The organism is Microbulbifer variabilis (assembly GCF_052468405.1).
The window spans coordinates 1,268,771-1,288,865 of record NZ_CP174343.1; the positions used below are offsets into that span (position 1 = coordinate 1,268,771).

The window sequence follows — 20,095 nt, forward strand, 5'->3', positions numbered from 1 at the left end:
ATGACTCTGGGTTGGAAAGTAGCACTGTTAAATATCCTGAGAAATGGACGGCGTAGTCTGATTACTCTGGCAGCAGTTGTATTTGGTTGCACGAGCCTGATTATATTTGGTGGCTTTGTGCAGTCTATGTACGATGGTATGCGTGAGAGTATGATTCGTTCGCAGTTAGGTCATATCCAGGTTTACGCAGAGGGGTTCGATCAGTATGGTAAGGCTGAACCAGAGAAATACCTTATCTCCTCTGCTGACTTAGTAGAGATTAGCGATGTAATTGAAGAGCAAATCCAGGCTTTGGTGGTGGCTCCACGACTAAATTTTAATGGGCTTCTCAGTGATGGAAAACAGTCTATAGCCATAACGGGGGTTGGTATCGATGCGGAGAAAGAAGTTCTCCTTTCCTCCGCTATTCATATTGTTGCAGGAGAGGACCTGTTTCCTGAAGATGCGGCTGCTGCGCACCTTGGAGAGGGGCTGTTTAATTCACTGGATGCTGAAATAGGGGACTATTTGACCTTGTTGGCTAGCACCCAGGATGGGGCGATCAATGCGGTGGATATCCAAATTGCTGGAGTGATTAGCACTGGTGTAAAAGAGCTGGATGATCGTCTACTTCGCGTCAATTTACCTCTTGCCCAGGAGTTGCTTTATACCTCAGATGTAACCAGGCTGGTTGTCCTTTTGGACGATACCAAAATGACCGACAAAGTCGTTGGTGATTTGCAAAGGATATTTCAACAGCAGGGTCTAAAACTGGAAATAAAGAGTTGGTGGGATTTGGCTGGTTATTATCACCAGGTCGTCGGGCTATTCAATGGTGTCTTTGGTTTTATTACAGTTATTGTATTGGTAATTGTGGCTTTAAGTATCTCCAACACCATGCTGATGGCAGTGATGGAGCGCACTCGCGAGATTGGTACTATTCGAGCCATGGGGGGAACCCCCACCCAAGTGGTCGGGTTAATTCTTCTGGAATCCGTATTCCTGGGTATTATCGGTAGTCTTTTAGGTCTACTTGTAGGCGTTCTGGCTGCTAAAGGCATCACCTATGCGGAGTGGATGATGCCGCGCCCACCGGGTAGTACCCAAGATTACCCTATACGGGTATTTGTAGTTTCTGAAATTTTAATCAAAACCTTTGTCTTGGGATTTTTCATCTCTTTGGTTTCCAGTATTTATCCTGCCGTGAAAGCATCCAGAATACCCGTAGTGAATGCTCTGAGGTTTACCTGATGTTAATGCGAGCTATCCAGTGACGTGAGGCTTAGAAAGAGTATTGTGATGGAAAAATATCGCTTTGGTTTTTGGATTGTGTTTTTGCTTGCTTTCAGTCTATCGTCAAAAGCTGAAGTGACAGCGGAATACCTGGTAAATCGACTGGATGAGGTCAGGGGCTATAGGGATCAAGGATTTGTATTCGATATCACTAATATCAGCTACAAAAAAGATAAAGAGCCCCGAACAAATACGCTCAGTGTTAAAGTCTTCAATGATAAATCCCTGATTCGTTTCGAGTCACCCGCCCGAGAACGGGGCCGGACAATGTTGAAAGAAGACTCCAATATGTGGCTCTATATTCCGGGGACCCGCCGTATTATCCGAATAGCGCCTTCGCAGCGTTTAATTGGGGAGACCAGTAATGGAGATGTAGTGGGCACTAACTTCTCCAGGGACTACCGTGCAAAAATTGTTGGTGAGGAATCAGTCGAAGAGCAGGAGTATTGGTTGTTGGAGTTAACTTCGACTGCTTCCGGCGTAGCATATACCAAAGTAAAGGTATGGATGGCAAAAGCCGACGGCCATCAACCGTTAAAAAGTGAGTTTTATTCCCGCTCCGACCGCCTCTTGAAAACAGCATTTTACAAAGAGTATAAAAAGTACTCTGGCGAATTGAAAGTACACAAGATTTTGTTAGTTGATGCACTGATGCAGGATAACTATACCTGGATGAAGTTTGATAATTACCAGCTTGAAGCGCTAGATCCGGCTATTTTTCAAAAGGCTTCTCTGGGTAGGCTGAATTAAAAGAAGTAAAGATCATGGCAAATCCTAGCTTGGTCCGGCAAAAGCTGGCTATTTTTTTGTGTATTGCTTCACTACCTCCCTTAGTCATTGCACAGGAGTATGAAGATCCGTTTTCAACCGAATCTTCCGAAGCCAATCTGGCGGGTGAGCTCGGTAGTGATATGTTGGAAAATTCTGCTTCATGGAACTTTGATGTCTCTGCTATTGCCTACCACCAGCAAAATAGCGTTAGGGACAATCAATACTTTAATCCTGGAGGGTTGGTTTTTCGTGAAAGGGAGTCCCAACTGGCATTGGATTTAAGTGGCCAGTTTTCTACCGGTTCTTATTTTTCCGCTTATACACGTTTAGCTCTCGTAGGGGACTATCGAGTAGATGAATCAGGAGGTGCTTCTGATGAGTTCAGCCACTACTTATTAGAAGGCTATTTATCCTCCTATTCCTCTAATCGACGATTTGGAGTGAATGTTGGGCGCATGAAGCCACAGTGGAGCAATGGCTACAACTGGTCACCCGCAAATTTACTCAAGCCCGTTTATGATCGCCCAAACCTGGATACCGATGACCTGACCCAACAACAAGGGTGGGATATGGTTCATCTGGATTTTCGCTACGGGGATTGGAATACGGGTTTCTACTTTGCTGAAGTGGAAGATACCTTGGACCGAAATCTGGACCTTCCATTTGGCGATAGTGATTATCAGTATGCGTTGGTTTTCAACCGAGAGGGGGACCTGGATACTCGTCTGGTATTACACCAGCTAGAAGGTGGGGATATTAATGTTGCCCTTGGATTAAGTGCACTAGCTGACGATAATATCACTCTAAGGTTTGAGGGCGCCTGGGAGCACCAGCGGGAGCTAGCACTGGCAGGTGATATGCAATACGCCGACCTGCAGGATCTCGGTTACTTGAAAGCGGTTCTCGGCACCCAAGTAAGCTTAAATGATGGTTGGGATATTACGGCAGAATATCTGTATAACGAGCATGGTTATACAGCGGAAGAGTGGGATCAGGTAATTGAGCAAATAGATGTGGCTAAGCTGAATCTCACTCAGTCAGGCTTTTCCCTGACAAGCCTACAATCAACTGAGGCGCACACAGCTTTTAATTTCCTGATTGATAGCTTTGGCTTGTTATCTGTGGGGCAGCTACGACGGGAATATCTGTTTTTTATGTGGGGCAATACGCGTGTAGAGCGTAAATTCCAATATCGTCAAAGCATCCAATATAATATTGACGATCAGAGTCAATACCACAATCTGGAATTTATCCAGAATTGGACAGAACATTTCAGTACAAGGCTTCAGGCTCAAGTATTTTCCGGCTGTGATAACTGTGAATTTGGTCTGATTCCCAGTGAGCATCTACTGCGATTGAGTTTCTATTACGATTTCTAGTTTTTTTTATACTAGAGGATGTATAAATGGAATAGCAAAGTGTTCTCTGATACTTATATAGAATTAACAGGTCTATTTAGCTCAAAGTATTTAATAGTTTCCAGTAAGTAGTACTTCATATTTTTTTGCTTTTTCGAGATTGCCAGATTCACGATGAATAGAGATTATTGCCTGCAATATATCTGGTGAGGATGGGAACTGATCCAATCCTTTTTCAAGTACTGAAAGTGCCTGCAATGGTTCTTTGGCCGAGTGTAAGGCAATAGCATATACGTAGATATAACGACTATTGGTTTCCTGGGCTTCTGCAGCTTGTTGCAAAAAGTTAATTGCCTCTGAGTGGCGGCTCTGCCGTATCAAAGATAGCCCCAAGGAGTGCTGAACTGCCGCTTTGCTTTCGGCTCGATTCAGGCCTTGCCGCAGTAGTTTCTCAGCCTCCTCCTCACGCTCCTCAACTCGATACAGGTCCGCCAGATTCACGTAGGCAGGGACATAATAGGGGGCACTCTTAATTGCTCGCCGAAAAAAAACTTCTGCCTGGCTGGAATTACCTCTCTGTCTGTGTAGTTCGCCCAGGTTGACCAGGGATTCTGGGCGATCACTATTAAATAACTCTGAGGCGGTGTACTCCTTAAGTGCTGTGTAAAACTGCTTCTGAACCGGGCCTGGGTAATTATTTAGGGGCAATGATCCCAGTGCATTGGCGGCTAACGAGCGTGTTACGCGTTCACGCTCAAAGAGAAGGGGAATGCCCAGTGCCGGGCGAAATTGTGCTGGTACTCTATCCAGTGATTGGGCTAGAGCCAAACTGAGAAGCGGTTCGTTACCTTGCGCTATTGCCTGCAATAGCTGGGCGGAATGACGTGTGAAATACTGGGGGAGTAGGGTTACTGCGGTCGCCCTCGCAATTGCTGGCTGTGTGGAATCTGTAATTAGCTGGCTTAGTTTTTTCTCCCCATCGATTGCTTGGAAAAATCCTGCGTGAAGCGCTTCGCCGTAATGAGACTTGTCGGGGGCACCAAACTTTCTGTGCAGTACATCAGTTGCCCATTGGTTGGTTTGTTCCTGGTGGCAGCTGAGGCAGGCATTGGGTGTGTTTAACTTATCAGAAAGGTCTGGCCTTGGGATTCGAAAACTATGATCCCGACGGCTATCTACCTGCATATAGTTTTTTGATGGCATATGACAATTGACGCATCTTGCACCGGAGCTATTAACAGGGTGAAGGTGGTGATCGACTTGCGCAAATTTTTCCGGGAGGTGGCACTGGGAACAAACACCATCGCTACTACTGCGCAGCTGTAAGTTATGTGGTTCATGGCAATTGCTACAGGTAACTCCTGCTGCATACATTTTACTCTGCAGGAATGAACCGTAAACATAGACTTCCTCGTTAATTTGACCATCTATATGATAGAGCGGCGGTAGCAGCAGGGCGGGATTATAGTGATCCAGAAATTGGCTGCCAGCTTTTGCGCCAGGAAAGAAAGTAGTGCGCCTGGAGTGACACTGGGCACAGGTTTGTAGCTCTTGATTTTTTTGGGATACCTTATTTTTGGCAATGCCACTTTCATGGTCCATTTCCCAATTGGTCGCACTGACCGAATGCAGTTCAACAGGAAATCCAAAATTTTTGATCTTTAACTGCTTGTTCTCAGCCCATTCTAGATGTTTGGATGCTGACCCGTGGCAGGACTCACAAGCAACATTGATTTCGGACCAGCTGGTTTTAAAGCTATCGGTATTTAGGTCGTAATTTTTTTGTAGTTTTGTGGAGTGGCAGTCCGCACACATAAAATTCCAATTTTGATTGATGCCGCTCCAGTGTAGGGAGTGCTTATGTGAGATCTTCTCATCTGGATATAGGTGGAACCATCGCTGCCCCCCCTCTGCCTTGGACCGACTATCCCACGCAATACTGAGTGCCTGGAGGCGTCCGCCGGGAGACTGAATCAAGTATTGTTGCAGTGGTACTGCGCCAAATGTATAGGCAATAGGAAAATCTTTTAGCTCGCCGTTGGCCCCATCAGTATTGACGTAATAGTCCCCTTTCTTTTTATAGAAGGTGGAAGTAATACCCTCATAGGTAAAAGTTGACTGATTAAAATCGCCGAGGATACTCCCTTCATTCGCTTCCTGCATTGCAAAAGCATGGTGGGAACTTTGCCAGGCGCTGGTCTCTTCCTTATGGCAGTGAGCGCAAAATTTAGACCCTACATAAGTCGTTTCTTTATGCGCAGCTTGACCTATCTGCTGATTATGAGTTGTGGAGGTATCGAGGTTTTTAACCTTATCTACTTTGGACATACTGCGATCATTCGGCCCACAAGCAATCAGAGCTTGAAGACTCAAGAGCACGACAAGTCGGGAAATACCGCTGACTATATTTATCATAATTCTTGCGTAGTCCTGAATAACCCAGTTCGGCTCTGGGATTGCTAAAGCAAGATTAGTTCATTCGCCGCCAAAGAGTAACGTTTAACCATTAGGGTGGTTTGTGGGTATGGTCAGGATTCAAGCGTATCTGTTTGCATATGGCTTACTCGTGTCAGCATATGCCTGCTTTGCTAACGAACGTGGTAGTGCGCCACTTCCTTCATGGAATAGTACTGCTGCAAAGTCCGCTATCGTAACATTCATCGATAAGGTCACTCAGGAAGGTAGCGCAGATTTCATCCCTCCTGAACAACGTATAGCCGTATTTGATAACGATGGAACCTTATGGGCAGAAAAGCCAGCCTACTTTCAGCTGCTCTTTGCTATGGATGAAGTAAAGCGGTTGGCACCGGAACACCCTGAATGGAAGTCGGAGCAGCCTTTTGCGGCGATTCTCAACGATGACATGATCACCTTGTTGGCACAGGGAAGAACCGGTTTGGAGAAAATGATCGGTGCGACTCATGCGGATATGACCAGAGAAGAATTTAATAAAGTTGTTACTTCCTGGCTTAATACAGCCAGAAATCCGCTCACAGGAAAGCACTACATTGCTATGTATTACCAGCCAATGCGAGAGCTATTAAATTTCCTGCGCTCGAAAGGATTTAAAACTTATATAGTTTCTGGAGGTGGCGCAGATTTTATCCGTGTGTTTTCTGAACAGCTATACGGTATTCCTCCAGAGCAGGTTGTTGGTAGCCGACTGAAAGCCCGCTATGAGGATGGTGATGGCAAGCCGCGTGTTATCACTACTGATGATATCGAATTTGTGAATGATAAAGAAGGCAAACCTATCGGTATTAGTCAGATGATTGGCCGCCGTCCGATTTTTGCCGCTGGAAACTCCGATGGGGACCTGCAGATGTTGGAGTGGGTAACATCAGGCCCTGGGCCGCGTTTTGGGATGTTGATTCATCATACCGATGCAAAAAGGGAGTGGGCTTATGATCGCAATTCCAGGGTGGGACGCTTGGATAAAGCGCTAAAAGCTGCGAAACCCAATGGCTGGACGGTTGTAGATATGGCCAAGGACTGGAAGGTGATATTTCCCGTCGTACAAACCGCCGAAAAAGAGGACAGAAACGGTGAAAAAGTACATGCGCCAAATTAATCAAACCTTTCGCCAGGGAAGCATATCGAGCAGTGTTGGTATAGCAGGCACCAATGGGTAAAGACTTGTCTAATCTTGCTGTATTACCCCTCAAAGAAAGTGCAAGATTTGAACTCTGGCGCCAATAACAGGGGTCATATTCTGGATATCAGGCAAGGTGCTTTTGTTTTGATATGAGCCCGCAAAGCGAGTGATGAGGTCCGTCATGTATTCACTTTTCCTGCTGTCGCGACGAGTAGCAGTGGCTATTGGTTTACTTTGCTGTCTTCAGTGGCAAGTTAATGCTCAGCCTCAACTCGGAGAACAAAAGCAACTTGAAAAACAACCGGAGAGCCCTGCTCAAGCTCAGTCCCAGCAAGGTAAACCCCAACCTCAAATGCCAGAAAAACCAAATATCCTGGTGATCTGGGGAGATGATATCGGTATCTGGAATATCAGCTTTAACAGTCGCGGCATGATGGGGTACGCGACCCCAAATATCGATCGGTTGGCAGTTGAAGGGTTGTCATTTACCGATTACTACGGCCAGCAATCTTGTACTGCTGGGCGTGCAGCTTTCCTGGCAGGCAACGTTCCGGTGCGAACTGGAATGACCAAAGTAGGACTCCCGGGAGCCAAAGAGGGATGGCAAAAGAGTGATGTGACAATCGCTACGGTGATGAAAAGCCTTGGATATGTTACAGGGCAGTTTGGCAAGAATCACCAAGGTGACCTGGATGAGCACCTGCCGACTAATCACGGCTTTGACGAATTTTTTGGAAATCTCTATCACCTCAATGCGGAGGAAGAGCCGGAAAATCGTGACTATCCCAAAGATCCAGAGTTCCGCAAAAAGTTTGGTCCTCGTGGAGTCATAAAGTCCTTCGCTGGGGGCACTATTGAAGATACCGGCCCACTGACCAAGAAACGGATGGAAACCATTGATGATGAGACTCTTGCTGCGGCCATAGACTTTATCGAGCGTGCTCACCAGGACGGAAAGCCATTCTTTGTGTGGTGGAATGCCACCCGAATGCACTTTCGCACTCATGTACGGGAGGAGCATACAAATCTGGCGGGCCCGAACAGTAATGAATATATGGACGGTATGGTGGAGCACGATATCCTGGTAGGGAAGTTACTCAGCCTGCTGGATCGCCTGCAAATTGCCGATAATACCATCGTGTTCTATTCAACCGATAACGGTCCTCATTTCAATACATGGCCTGATGCAGCGACTACCCCCTTCCGCAGTGAAAAGAACTCAAACTGGGAGGGGGCCTATCGGGTCCCTGCCTTTGTACGCTGGCCGGGTAAATTCCCGGCAGGAACCACATTAACCGGTATTGTTTCACATGAAGACTGGTTGCCTACTCTGGCTGCTGCAGGTGGAAATCCCAATATTAAAGAGCAATTAAAGTCAGGGGTGGAGCTGGAAGGTCGGCAATATCGAAACTATGTCGATGGTTACAATATGATGGATTACTTCACCGGCAAGGCAAAGCTATCACCTCGCAAGGAATTTATCTATGTGAACGACGATGGACAGATAGTAGCCATGCGTTATGAACCCTGGAAGGCCATTTTCCTGGAAAACCGCGGAAAGGGTTTTGAAGTCTGGCGTGAACCTTTTACGGAATTGCGGGTTCCTCTTCTATTTAACCTGCGTCAGGACCCTTTCGAAAAAGCGCAGCATAACTCCAATACCTATAACGATTGGTTTATTGACAGAGCTTTTGTGCTGGTGCCGATGCAGCAGCTCGCTGCCAAATTCTTACAAACGATGAAGGAGTACCCTCCCAGTCAAGTACCGGGGTCTTTTAACCTGGATAAAGTACAAAAGCAACTCGAAGCGGGTGCCGCAGGAAGTAACTGACTTTTCCGAAAACACTCTGGCTAAAGAGCAAAGCATGAAAAAACTACATATAGCACTGTCCACTGATAGAATTGAGGAAACAGTACAAGATTATAGTACTCGCCTAAACTGCGCCCCGTGCTCTTATGTTGCCGGTGAATATGCTTTATGGCGCACCGACTCACTGAACCTATCTGTCCGCAAAGACCCAAAGTGCAGATCTGGGACTCTTAGGCACTTGGGATGGGAAGATCCGGCTGCAACCGCTTTTACCCAAGAAAAGGATGTTAATGGTATCACTTGGGAGCACTTTAATGCCCAACAGCAGGCGGATGAAATCAATAATGTCTGGAGTAGTGCTAATTATCATCCAAACAAGTAATTAATTCACGAATTTGATCAGTATTTAAATTATATTAAGAATGTTGAAAATTTAAACCAAATTATTGCTGAATGTCTAATTAAACAGACCTACCCTATAAGTCTGTGTAAAATTTGTTCGCCTTATAAATTTTGTAGGCTATGGATAAAGGATGAACAGTTAATCTTTAACTATATATAAGATCCTAAGCTTGATACAATCCTTCTTTTATCATTAAGAAGTATACCGGATGTTTGCTAGAAAAAAGGGGATAGGGGGGCAGTTTGCCTGCCTTCTTTTGGGGTTGTTGGCAACTAATCAGAGCTGGGCTTTTAAGTTAAAGAGTCATGTATTTGTTGGTCAACAAGTAATCAATGATCTTGCTGATGATGGCAAGCTGACTTTTGAAATCAATAATAATTACTATGATATCGATGTTCCAGATGATGTTTCTTCAGCGATCCTGAAGAATCAGTCCGCTTATCTGCTTGGCAATATTGGGCCCGATGCTTCTCCCGATTTTGTAGTTGGGCAGACCAGCGTTCACCCTGGAGCACTGGATAAAAATGAGGCTGGTGATGCGATAGTTCAAGAGGATAGCACGCGTTATAACACAGACGATTGGCTAAAGTACTTGCTGACCCAGAAGGACACCTCTAATATAGGAAAAGCTTATATCTATGGATACCTCGGGCATGCCTCAGCGGATGTATTCGCTCACACCTATGTAAACCAGTACTCGGGTGATATTTTTGCTATTTTTGATGGTGAAAGTTTAAATGAAAAGCGCCATATAGCTCTTGAATCTTACATTGATTCCAGGGTACCTATTCTGCGTGATCACCTCGGAAAGGTCCTCGGTGAGCCTCACCAAAGAATTGATCTCAATGATGATGAGCTGTTTGAGTTTCTTCGAGACAAGCTTATTTATGCTGATATTCCAACAGAACAGTATGGAAAAAACCCCCTGGCATCTCACTTGGCTTCAATTTCAAAGTTCAGGGAACAGCTATATAACCAAGCGATTGATGCAAATGGCTATTGGCACACCATTGATGTATGGGTAACCCAATACCTTATTAAGGATTGGACTGGTTATGAGATGCCGGAGTCAATGGCTAGTGATCTGAATAACATTGCCAATGATTTTATTGATGAAGTCAATATAGGTATCGATAAAGCTCAATCAATAAGTAATAACTTACTAAAGTACAGGCTTGATTTTGAGGGGCGTGGCTTTGATGGGGTAGCAGATGCCTTAGATAAGGTGCAAAGCTCACATGCCAAGCTGGTCAACAAAAAGCATGAGTTAGAGAAGGCCCAGCTGGACTGGCGCACAGAAGTAACGGCAAAAGGTTGTGAGTTTGCCCTTAAAACAATTGACCCCGCTGGTCTGATTGACAAGTCAATTGACCTTGATCCTATTGCTAACATGTTGGGTGTTGATGGTGTAGAGGACCTGGTAAAGTTAGCTTTGAACCCGGGGAGTCTATTTGATGGTGATGGTGATGAGCACTGGTATGCGAGAGATTTTGATATTTCAGCACATCAACTTTTCTCAGACCAATACCTCTATGAGCAGCATAGAAAAATAGAGAGCGAAGTCCCCTTTAATAGTAGATACCCTAGACATCTAACATATATGATTGATGGTGTTACAGATGTTTTGAATTTAGCACGAGAAAACACTCAGGCACCATTTATTCCTATTGCATCAAGTAATATTTTTATTCCTCTTATTAATGACAAAAAATATGATTGGAAGATGCGTGTATCTTTAGATCACAATGTTGTAGATCATTTTTGGGTTCGTGAGGCGGAATCAGAAAAAATGATAATCAGTATGCAGGCTGATAAGCTCATCTCAGATGATGTAGATGTATGCGAGAGCCTTGCAAAGACTGTTCACGCCAGCGAATATGCAGCGCTTAAAGTTATTCATGATCTAGAAGAAGAAGCCAATGATTTGGCTAAACAAAATATTGAGGATGCTAGAGAAGCTCATGCGGAAATGCAAAAAGCACAGAAAAATCTGCATGCCATTGCAGATGCCGCCATCGATCTTTTGCAGCTTCTGAATAGTAATGTTAGCCCGATCCAGTCCAAATTTGAGATGTGGAAATCAGGGGTTGATGTTGCAATGTTGGAATATACACGCACTACCGCTACCATGATGGTAAATACCATGGATAAGAATGCTAGTAGTGTAGATCCTTTAACTGATTGGGTATATTGTTATGGCCCAACTTTTATTGGGGTACCATCGCAAGTTTGTGATATTTGGCAAAATGTCGATAGTATGATCGATTCCCTGTCTGATGTTTTGACGGTTCTTGATAATGCGCCAATTCCTCTTACGGTACGCAATGCCAGAGAAGAGCTCCGAAAGGCAATTGATGGGTTAAAAGGGGAGGTAAAGGAGTATGCGATTGAAGAGGTGGAAGATGTGCTGCCCACCGAATTCAAGGAGTTACTCGACCTGCTTGATGCACCCATGACCGATACTGCGCTGAATACCTGGTATTCGAAAAATGAATCCAATACTCAGCATTTGGTTAAAATCCCAGATATGGCTTATCGAGTCACAGCAGAGATGCGCCTGGATGGTAATGGCGACTACAGTGTGAGTGAATATCCAGTAGTAGCAAATGCCATTACTTTGGCGAAACTAGCCTTGCTGGATACGGAGGGGCTGAAAGCATTAGCCAGGACTCAAGGTTTGAGCGAGTCTATTTTTAATGGATTAAGCGCTGATAATCTTGTTGCTGGTGCCTTCAAAAGCATCGACGGTAATCATCAATGGATGTTGTGTGCACCACCGTTACCAAGATCTATTGGGAGTGAGGACAAATACCGTTTCTTTGATAACTTCTCTACATCATCAGGTTTTGTGCTATGGAAAGACTGGCGTGCAAAAAATGATTTGTTTGATGGTTTGTTTAAGGGACCGTTAACCGCTGGAGTAACCAATCCTACTGTGATAGGTTTTGATTGGATTCTTGATGCAGGCTCTTCTTACAGAACACTGAATGAGAGCTTCCCATATCCAGATCGTCAATGCGCCATGCCCTAATAAGGTTGACCTCTTTTGTATCACCTTATTGGTGAGTCGAGGAGTGTAGGATAGAAAGGCCCCTAAGAGCATTTTTCTAATGGGGCCTTTCTATTAAATCTTATCTACTTTATTTAGGCAGGAATTGCCTGCCTAAATACCTGTAAAATTTTTTTCAAAAAGTACATATATTTTCTTGTTGGCTCTAAGTGTATTGGTAATTGGAGCGATACAATTGCTTTGGCGCTAATTGCTAATAAAATTTAGGAGCACTCTCATGTGAGTAATAGATGGGCTAAATTAGTAGTTTTTGAAGCCGTGCCAATTATCACCCTGACAAGTAGTGATTGTTGGTATTGAGTGCTAAATAAGCAGTAAGTTCTATAATCCCTGCGCATTCAACTGACTTAGATTGCGAGATAAAATGTCCGCCTGGCAAACTAATAACCTCCAGGGACTCTAATAGAAAGCTCAAAGTTTTAATTAGTCTCTTTGACTACTAAATAGTCATTCACAGGGCGGATATAAACCGAAGCTATGCTGAATTTTCGAATTGGTGTGTCTATTTTTGTAATATTTATAAATCGTTGTTTTAGTATATCTGTATTCGTTTGCTTCAATGACTGAAAAAGCTGCTGAGATTTTTCGTCTGTGTCACAATCATTGAAGCCTGAGAAGTTGACTATCAATCGGCCTACGAAGTTGGGTTTCATAATTCAAACTGACAGTCATTTAGAAAATCTGGATATGGCTGATGGTGGTGAGACAAAGCTGACAATAAAGACAATCTCTTTTACTCTATTCTCTGTTAATTGGCATAGCTCATAGGCTAACCTGCCGGAATAGAACTCCACAACCAGAAAAAGGATTTCTTCCTTTGTCATTTTTTCTAGTGATACTGCTTGTTCTGAGTAGTCTTGTCCTTCTAATTCTGGGAGGGAAATTGCCTCGTAATTTAGTGTCTTGGGGAGTGCTTTTATCAGGTCGTTAAATAAGATGTCAGTGCCATCCAGGCCAGGTAGAAATACAAGTTTCAAAGTCATAACCTCAGAATGCTGAACTGTTTTTACCGATAGAAATATGTCTGGGCATTTCAGTTTAGGGTTGCTACTTATTAATAGGGATGCTTGTGTGCATATATAATCTGGATATATTCAATTTTTGAATAATTGTTACAGTTGTGGATGGTTTCGAGAAGTTAAAAAGTATATTTTTTAACTTAGAGATGATAAATTACGTGGTATTTGTTTTATTGCAAACATAAGAGGTCGACCATGTTGTTTAAGGTTTTTGCCGTATTCGATTGGAAATCGATAATACTTTAATCGAAGATGTCAACTTAAGTGGGTGGTAGTTGGTATTTTAGTTCCAGGTGAGGCGGTATTTCAGGCTGCTTTTGAGTGGTAGTGAGAACAATAACTTTGAGTTGGTAGTAGATTTGTTGTCATTTTTGTTGGTGAGTATTTTTACACTTTAAAAAGAAAGATGAATATTAGAATTGTTTCGTTAGTAAAAGTGGTTTTAATTGGTTGTTTGTTGAGTGGGGCTGGAAAAATTTGGGCTGAGGAGGAAGTTGCAACCTCACCTGTACCAGGATGGGTAACAAATGTAGTTATTCCTGAAGTAAGTAAGACTCCAAATGACAAAATTCAGAATGGAGTTCATTACTTGCTGTTAGATACACAAGTTAAGGTGGGTGAGGAGAAGGCGCCAGATTATTTCTTCCGGATGGCTGAAAACATTATTAATCAAGAGGGAGTAGATGAGAGTTCGCAGATTAGCATTAACTATGATCCTGTCTATCAAAAAGTAGTTCTGCACTCTATTAATGTTATACGAAATGGAGAAGTGTTAAATAAAATCAATACAGCGCGTATGGATTACATACAGCGTGAAGAAGAAATGAGTGAATTGATTTATAGTGGCCAAATAACATTAAATATTCTTCTGGATGACATTAGGGTAGGGGATGTTGTAGAGTATAGCTATACTCGCTCGGGAATGAACCCTGTCTATCAAGGGCTATTTGCTTATAGTTTCAATCTTAACTGGTCTGTTCCATTAGAAAGTCATTTTCTTCGCATACTTTGGGAAAAGCCAAATCCTCTCCAGTACTCGATCGTAAATAGTGATTTAGAATTAAAACGACGGAATCTAGGTGATGCCAATGAGTTTATTTTACAGGATAGTAAAATTGACCCTTTGAAGTCTGATGATGATACTCCCTCCTGGTTTAGTCCATGGGGGGCTGTTTACTTTAGTGAGTCTGAGACATGGGAAGATGTTGGTATTTGGGGGAGAGGGTTGTATGAGGATGTATATCATATTAATGAAGATATCTCGAAGCTAGCAGATAATATAAAATCAAACTCATCAGATAAGGGTTCCCAGATATCGGCTGCACTAAAGTTTGTTCAGGATGAGGTGCGTTATTTAGGAATAGAGTTGGGGGAAAATTCGCATAAGCCCAGATTGGCGAGTGAGACATTAAGAAACCGCTATGGTGACTGTAAAGATAAAACCGTACTATTTCTTACTCTACTAAAAGAGTTAGGAGTTATAGGTTATCCTGCGTTAGTTAATACGGAGTCAAAGTTAAAGAATAAAATCCCTAGTGTCAGATCCTTTGATCATGTCATTACCTATTTTGAGTTTGAGGGTAAAGAGTACTGGGTAGACCCGACTAGAAGCTATCAGCATGGTGCTTTAGATACAATCCACCAACCAGACTATGGAAAAGCACTCGTACTAAGACCTGGCGTCGATAACTTAACAGAAATGCACCCGACTTTTGCAAAATTTGGTGTGTTTGTAAAGGATGAGTTCAATATTCCTACTGAAGGCTCTGTAGCATTTAAGTCAAAGACTGTTAATTATGGATGGAATGCTGAAAGACAAAGGCGAGGCTTGGCGAGTAATGGGCGAGACTCAATTCAGAATGGATATCTGGAATTTTTTGAAGGCTATTATCCTGGTATTGAAGTTGAAACTATAGTTGAATTTGAAGATGATCTTGAGAGGAATATTTTTTCTTATACCGAGCAATATAGGATTGAAGAGTTCTGGGAGAATAAGCCTGAAAGAGAGCGGTATGAAGTTGATTTTTATGCAAATATTGTCAGTTCGGCGATTTCAAAATATGATGATAGGAATAGGCGGCACCCTCTAGAATTATTGTATCCGGAGCTAATCGAGCAGATCATCGAAGTCAACTTTGAAGGGGATGATTGGTCCTTTGATAATGAGTTTTTTGAGGAAGATAACAAATTTTTCCACTTCAAGAATACCGTTGATTATCAGGAAGCCACTAAAAAACTGAGGTTAGAGTATTCATACCAAAGCAAGATTGATCATGTTAAGGCTGAAGATTACAAGTCTTACATTGAGGCAATTGAAAGGGTAGAAAATCACTTGAGCTATGGTGTCTACAAACGGTATACAAATTCTTCTATAGTAAATGAGGGCGAAGGGGGGTTGGTGTCTCAGTTGTCTGTCGCCACATTTATTTATATATATGCATCTTTCTATGTGCTGCTTATTTTTATGTGGCGTTATGAAAGGTGGAAAAATCCAGTTAAACAAGACGCGATTTATTACCCAGTTTCTCTAGGTAAGTTGATAGCGATGTGGATTTTTACTTTTGGATTATTTGGTGTCTATTGGTTCTATAGGAATTTTAAGTATATTCGGGTACAGGAGAACAGCGCAATCATGCCGGTTGCCAGAGGGATATTTAACGAATTTTGGTATTTCCCCCTTTGGAACAATCTAAAAGAGGATAGCGTAAACCGTTTTGGTGTTTCTCACTTGCCTGGTAAAAAATTGGCAATCCTATTGGCTATAATCTTTCTAGTCTCGTCGATTTTAGGACATATTACAGATTACGTCTTGCTATCCTTGCTGATAAGTGCATTAGCTATATTGCCTCTAGCAAATTATATGATTTTTGTTAATGGTGCCAAATCATCTGCAGAGATAAATAATTCCCGCTGGGGTATTAGGCATGTTCTATTGATTTTACTTGGCCTGCCTCTATATGTGATTCAAATAGGAGGCGAAGTTGGGTTGACTCCGAGCGAAGCGGTAATAGATGGCAGCGAAATTTCGGCTGATAACATTAAGTTTATGCAAAGACAGGGGATAATAAAACCAAAAGATGAAGTTGAATATTTTTATAGTGATGCCCTTTTATTTGTGAGAGATGATGGGAACGGCTTCACTCAACGTCATGTATTTTCTTATTGGAAAGAGGAAGGGGTATTACAGAAAGAAGTGGCGACTTATGACAAAGTAGAAGATATCCAGGTTGAATGGGGGGGCTTGGAGGATAATACTACGGTCACCATCCTTAGGAAGGATGGTAGTGACTTCATCCTCTATGTTTCTGGCGTAGATGGTAGGGATAAACTATTTGTCAATGCCCTGAAAGCACAATGGCAGTCTATTCAGTAATTATTTTTTAACGAAAAGGTGGTAGATAGCTTTAAGTTTAAGAGGCTGGCCGCTATCTATCCCGGTTAAAGGGTTCGGACATTGCTGACCTCAAATTAGGAATAAACAAATGATTACAACCATTGATATCGGTATACCTAATGCCCTTGCATTCAAAATATCTGGAGATATTACTGAAAGTGATATTTCTGAGGCATTTGACCAGATGAAAGCCCTTGGGGAGAAATATGAAAAGATCACAATTTACGAAGAAATAGAGTCATTCGATGGCCTGGAGTTTTCGGCAGTTGTAGAGAAGTTCAAGTACCTATTTGAGGTTGGCATCTCAAATATATGTGCCGTGGCGATTTTGACTGATAAAGAGTGGCTTAAGAAAGTTGTAGGTGTTGAGGATAAGCTGTTTCGAGGTATTGATATGAAGTGCTTTTCTCCAAACCAGCACACAGATGCGGTACATTTTTTAATGCAGTATGCACCTACTGATGATTAATTTATAGCTTGGTTTTCATTCTTGTAAGACGGTGAGTTTATGTCAGAGGCATTAGAATTGGCAAAACATTACTTTGACCTTTCAAATCAGAGTAATTTTGTCGAGATAGAAAATCTATTTGATCAGTCTTCCACATTCTGTGCGCGAGATGGCGCACTCTATCTGGGTGTGAAAGATATTATGGTGATGCAAAGGGTCCATCATGGCTCTTATAGCAAGTTAGAATGGATTGTAAATATAGTGGAGGAGGTTAAACCCGGCATTATTCGTTTTGATTTTGACTTTGAGGGCACTACTCAAGAGGGTGAAACTGTCAAAATGTCTGGCGTAGAGTTTGTAATTGTCGATAGGGGAATCATTCGACATATAGATGTTCGAAGCCAGTAAGATTGCGATCTACTGAGGTTCACGGTAGGTTGTTATGCTAACGATATTAATAATGAGGATAATCCGGAATGGCTATGGTTGTTGAGCAGATTGAAGGTTTTGATCTTGTGGGGCTTAGTACAAGAACCAAGAATGCCAATGAGGCAGATCCGGGCACTGCAAAGATTACCCCCCTTTGGGATAAGTTTGGCGCAGAAGCCGCACCAAAATTGCGTGGCACTCCCAAGGTGTATGGTGTGTATACCAACTATGAGTCAGACCACACGGGCTTGTTTGATGTCTTTGCCTGCTCCGACATGCTTTCTACGGAGATGTCAGAAGACTTTAAAACAGTTCATATAGAGCCAGGCAAGTACCTTGTATTTGGCGCACAGGGTGAGATGCCCCAGGCAGTTATCGATCTCTGGGGGGAAGTGTGGGGTCATTTCTCAGCACCGGACTGCCCTCATGAGCGAGCTTACACTACTGATTTTGAGCACTATGCAAGCCCTAACGAAGTTAAGATTGCTATTTCTATCAAATAGTAATGCAATCTTTTCGATGCTTACTGCGGCGAGTACCAGATTGGTGAGCTGAAGGCGCGCCCTTGCTGAATGAGGGGCACCTTCTCGTCCATATCAATGCCAAAACGCACCTTATCGTAGAGCGTCCAGCGAGGTGTCGGTATTTCAAGGGCGCGCAAATAGTAGACAGCGCTTTGCTTGGGGTTAAACTCCGGGTCTTTGAATAGCCCAATCAGCTGGGGTTCGCCAATAGTGTTCGAGTATTTGGCTGTGTCCAGATCAACGGTGTTACCTACAGGTGGAATCTTACCGGCACTGTCTATTTTGCGCCCACCGGACCACTTTACATTAAAGATCTTTTCCCTTGTGAGCCCGTTGTCATCCAGCCAACCTTTAATGATTTGCACTCGGTCTAAGTTAGCTCCTTGAGGGTCTTTCAATACAGCTACAAGAAAGGTCGCTTTTTGCTCCTCGGTGGCGGGAGGCAGCTTTTGCCCCATCGGTACCCCTTTTTTATAGCCATTCGCCACTATGTCTCCTTTGATATCTGCATCCGTATAGTCATAACCGCCAAAGAAGCGCACGGAAATCCGGGGACCTGTGGTGGCGAAGGTCTCCTTGCGGTTCATTGCATCCCAGATGGCTTCGCGGGTATTCTCTCTAGCCCATACACCAGTGATGCCCGAAGCGGCTTGCTCCCATCCAAAGTACTCGCCACCAACCCCTTTCAACAAGGGAAAGGCCCAGCGTTGTTTATTGCTGGGTTCCAGGGTTTTGAACTTACCGTAGAAATTATCCTGATCAGGAGTGGAGAGGCCTGTGTGAGTGTCTGTACCTGCATTGGCACCGTATTGAAAAGGGTTGGTGCCCAGGGCTTTCTCCAAGCGCAGTCCGGATTTGAGAGCCTCGCGCCAATACTCGTACTGTAAGGCACCGGGAGGTTTGGGTTTCAGGATTAGGTTACCGCGGTCCCAAAGGTCCCAATTAGCGAATTCATCCTCGGGAGAAAGGGCAGGGTGAGACTCACTCTGCCCTTTTACCTGAACAAGTTCATAGAGTGGCTCATAGCGCGCACGAAGCCGAGCCCACTCTGGAGTTAGGGGAGAGCCGTCAAACTGCTTCTCGATAAACATGCGCCCATTGGACATATTGCCGTTGTGTGGAATCGCTAATACTCGCCCACCAGTTTTATCCTCATAAGCCTTCATCCATTCCCAGAGTTTTACCGGGTTCTGGGTGTCGAAAGTAGTCAATGGCATCAGTGATTTGGTGCGATCGGCTCCATCGCGAAATATGACGTTGCGATGCAGGTTATCACCGCCATCGGCATTGACCGTCCACTCGAAAGCAATAAAAGTAGTGAACTCACCGGGTTTGTAATAGCGCTCTGCGGCGTCAACGGTTCTCTCCCAAGCGGTACGCATCCACTTGGGGTCCATTACCTGTTTGGGGAGTTTGCCTTGGGACTGGAGAACAATGACCTCGCTCTTGGCATCATTGGTGGCTTCCTCGCTGCCGGAGGCGAGAGCATCGTGCCAGCGTTTAAGGGTGGGGTCGGACATCATCTCCGGGTTGCCAGCGACTATCTCACTAATAACGCCCATGCCGTCGGAGTGATCGGTGATCATAAACCAATCATAAGGTCGGTTTAATTTTGCTTTGAGTCCGCTGTTGGAAGTAACTTCCTTTCCCAGCGCAAACTGATAAGCATCGTCCGGGGTGAGTATTGCGCCGTCCAACCCCGCGTCGACAGACCAGCCAGTATGGACATGTGTATCGCCAAAATAGACATTGCGTGCGATACGTTTGTCAGAACTTTCCTGGGCCTCTATCTCTGCTTTGATCTCCGGTGCCATGGCGGTAAGTACCTCACGCTGATTTTTTTCCTGTGAGGCTTGTTCGTTCTTTTTATTAGGTTGCTCCTCAACCTCACCATTATTTTTTCCGCAGCTATATAGGCCTGACGCGACTGACAGGGCGATCAGAATACTTTGCAGTTTTTTTATTTGCATGCCGGGCGCTCCATTGCCTGGGCAGAAAATGA

14 protein-coding genes are annotated in these 20,095 nt (G+C 43.8%); 11 read left to right on the forward strand and 3 right to left on the reverse strand.

Translation table 11 applies throughout. From position 1 onward, the window contains the following. From ACJJJB_RS06045 to ACJJJB_RS06055, 3 genes are read left to right on the forward strand one after another with little or no spacing between them, the layout of a single operon-like run. Window positions 1-1,230 carry an ABC transporter permease gene (locus ACJJJB_RS06045; protein WP_020415027.1) on the forward strand — a complete coding sequence of 410 codons (1,230 nt, stop codon included), beginning with the start codon at window positions 1-3 and terminating at the stop codon, window positions 1,228-1,230. 48 nt (window positions 1,231-1,278) lie between these two features. Continuing rightward, on the forward strand, window positions 1,279-2,022 hold the full coding sequence (locus ACJJJB_RS06050; protein ID WP_444945218.1) for an outer membrane lipoprotein-sorting protein: 744 nt from the start codon (window positions 1,279-1,281) through the stop codon (window positions 2,020-2,022). A 14-nt stretch (window positions 2,023-2,036) separates the two neighbouring features. After that, a complete protein-coding gene (locus tag ACJJJB_RS06055) occupies window positions 2,037-3,422 on the forward strand; it encodes a hypothetical protein (protein ID WP_444945217.1) in 1,386 nt (461 codons plus the stop codon). Window positions 3,423-3,512: 90 nt separating this feature from the next. On the opposite strand, the gene ACJJJB_RS06060 is transcribed toward ACJJJB_RS06055, so the two are convergent. Continuing rightward, window positions 3,513-5,816: a tetratricopeptide repeat protein gene (locus tag ACJJJB_RS06060; RefSeq protein ID WP_445365896.1), complete on the reverse strand. Its 2,304-nt coding sequence runs from the start codon at window positions 5,814-5,816 to the stop codon at window positions 3,513-3,515. A 109-nt stretch (window positions 5,817-5,925) separates the two neighbouring features. Here ACJJJB_RS06060 and ACJJJB_RS06065 point away from each other — a divergent pair, with 109 nt between their 5' ends. The 4 genes from ACJJJB_RS06065 to ACJJJB_RS06080 all read left to right on the forward strand — a co-directional run bounded on the left by ACJJJB_RS06065 (window position 5,926) and on the right by ACJJJB_RS06080 (window position 12,240). After that, window positions 5,926-6,972: an HAD family hydrolase gene (locus ACJJJB_RS06065; protein WP_020415031.1), complete on the forward strand. Its 1,047-nt coding sequence runs from the start codon at window positions 5,926-5,928 to the stop codon at window positions 6,970-6,972. 376 nt (window positions 6,973-7,348) lie between these two features. Further along, window positions 7,349-8,827, forward strand: coding sequence for an arylsulfatase (locus ACJJJB_RS06070; RefSeq protein WP_026305289.1), 1,479 nt, complete (start codon window positions 7,349-7,351; stop codon window positions 8,825-8,827). A gap of 34 nt (window positions 8,828-8,861) precedes the next feature. After that, on the forward strand, window positions 8,862-9,188 hold the full coding sequence (locus ACJJJB_RS06075) for a hypothetical protein (protein WP_445365897.1): 327 nt from the start codon (window positions 8,862-8,864) through the stop codon (window positions 9,186-9,188). 229 nt (window positions 9,189-9,417) lie between these two features. Further along, the gene (locus tag ACJJJB_RS06080) at window positions 9,418-12,240 is read left to right on the forward strand and encodes a zinc dependent phospholipase C family protein (RefSeq protein ID WP_445365898.1); all 2,823 of its coding nucleotides are present in this window, start codon (window positions 9,418-9,420) and stop codon (window positions 12,238-12,240) included. A 707-nt stretch (window positions 12,241-12,947) separates the two neighbouring features. Here the strand turns inward: ACJJJB_RS06080 and ACJJJB_RS06085 are convergent. Continuing rightward, window positions 12,948-13,256 (reverse strand): hypothetical protein, encoded by a 309-nt coding sequence (locus ACJJJB_RS06085; RefSeq protein WP_445365899.1) that lies wholly within the window; start codon window positions 13,254-13,256, stop codon window positions 12,948-12,950. 448 nt (window positions 13,257-13,704) lie between these two features. Between ACJJJB_RS06085 and ACJJJB_RS06090 the strand changes: the two genes are divergently transcribed. The 4 genes from ACJJJB_RS06090 to ACJJJB_RS06105 all read left to right on the forward strand — a co-directional run bounded on the left by ACJJJB_RS06090 (window position 13,705) and on the right by ACJJJB_RS06105 (window position 18,072). Continuing rightward, complete coding sequence (locus tag ACJJJB_RS06090; RefSeq protein ID WP_445365900.1) at window positions 13,705-16,671, forward strand: DUF3857 domain-containing transglutaminase family protein; 2,967 nt, start codon at window positions 13,705-13,707, stop codon at window positions 16,669-16,671. A gap of 109 nt (window positions 16,672-16,780) precedes the next feature. After that, on the forward strand, window positions 16,781-17,161 hold the full coding sequence (locus ACJJJB_RS06095) for a SpoIIAA family protein (RefSeq protein ID WP_020415040.1): 381 nt from the start codon (window positions 16,781-16,783) through the stop codon (window positions 17,159-17,161). Window positions 17,162-17,200: 39 nt separating this feature from the next. Continuing rightward, window positions 17,201-17,548 (forward strand): hypothetical protein, encoded by a 348-nt coding sequence (locus ACJJJB_RS06100; protein WP_282950894.1) that lies wholly within the window; start codon window positions 17,201-17,203, stop codon window positions 17,546-17,548. A gap of 68 nt (window positions 17,549-17,616) precedes the next feature. After that, the gene (locus ACJJJB_RS06105) at window positions 17,617-18,072 is read left to right on the forward strand and encodes a GyrI-like domain-containing protein (RefSeq protein ID WP_020415042.1); all 456 of its coding nucleotides are present in this window, start codon (window positions 17,617-17,619) and stop codon (window positions 18,070-18,072) included. Between the two features lie 20 nt (window positions 18,073-18,092). On the opposite strand, the gene ACJJJB_RS06110 is transcribed toward ACJJJB_RS06105, so the two are convergent. Continuing rightward, window positions 18,093-20,063 carry a DUF3604 domain-containing protein gene (locus tag ACJJJB_RS06110; RefSeq protein ID WP_445365901.1) on the reverse strand — a complete coding sequence of 657 codons (1,971 nt, stop codon included), beginning with the start codon at window positions 20,061-20,063 and terminating at the stop codon, window positions 18,093-18,095. Window positions 20,064-20,095: the final 32 nt, after the last annotated feature.

Coding starts and splice junctions, on each gene's coding strand:
- ACJJJB_RS06045 (WP_020415027.1), top strand. CDS start 1: ATGACTCTGGGTTGGAAAGTAGCACTGTTAAATATCCTGAGAAATGGA.
- ACJJJB_RS06110 (WP_445365901.1), bottom strand. CDS start 20,063: ATGCAAATAAAAAAACTGCAAAGTATTCTGATCGCCCTGTCAGTCGCG.
- ACJJJB_RS06060 (WP_445365896.1), bottom strand. CDS start 5,816: ATGATAAATATAGTCAGCGGTATTTCCCGACTTGTCGTGCTCTTGAGT.
- ACJJJB_RS06105 (WP_020415042.1), top strand. CDS start 17,617: ATGGCTATGGTTGTTGAGCAGATTGAAGGTTTTGATCTTGTGGGGCTT.
- ACJJJB_RS06080 (WP_445365898.1), top strand. CDS start 9,418: ATGTTTGCTAGAAAAAAGGGGATAGGGGGGCAGTTTGCCTGCCTTCTT.
- ACJJJB_RS06100 (WP_282950894.1), top strand. CDS start 17,201: ATGTCAGAGGCATTAGAATTGGCAAAACATTACTTTGACCTTTCAAAT.
- ACJJJB_RS06090 (WP_445365900.1), top strand. CDS start 13,705: ATGAATATTAGAATTGTTTCGTTAGTAAAAGTGGTTTTAATTGGTTGT.
- ACJJJB_RS06075 (WP_445365897.1), top strand. CDS start 8,862: ATGAAAAAACTACATATAGCACTGTCCACTGATAGAATTGAGGAAACA.
- ACJJJB_RS06065 (WP_020415031.1), top strand. CDS start 5,926: ATGGTCAGGATTCAAGCGTATCTGTTTGCATATGGCTTACTCGTGTCA.
- ACJJJB_RS06070 (WP_026305289.1), top strand. CDS start 7,349: ATGCCAGAAAAACCAAATATCCTGGTGATCTGGGGAGATGATATCGGT.
- ACJJJB_RS06055 (WP_444945217.1), top strand. CDS start 2,037: ATGGCAAATCCTAGCTTGGTCCGGCAAAAGCTGGCTATTTTTTTGTGT.
- ACJJJB_RS06050 (WP_444945218.1), top strand. CDS start 1,279: ATGGAAAAATATCGCTTTGGTTTTTGGATTGTGTTTTTGCTTGCTTTC.
- ACJJJB_RS06095 (WP_020415040.1), top strand. CDS start 16,781: ATGATTACAACCATTGATATCGGTATACCTAATGCCCTTGCATTCAAA.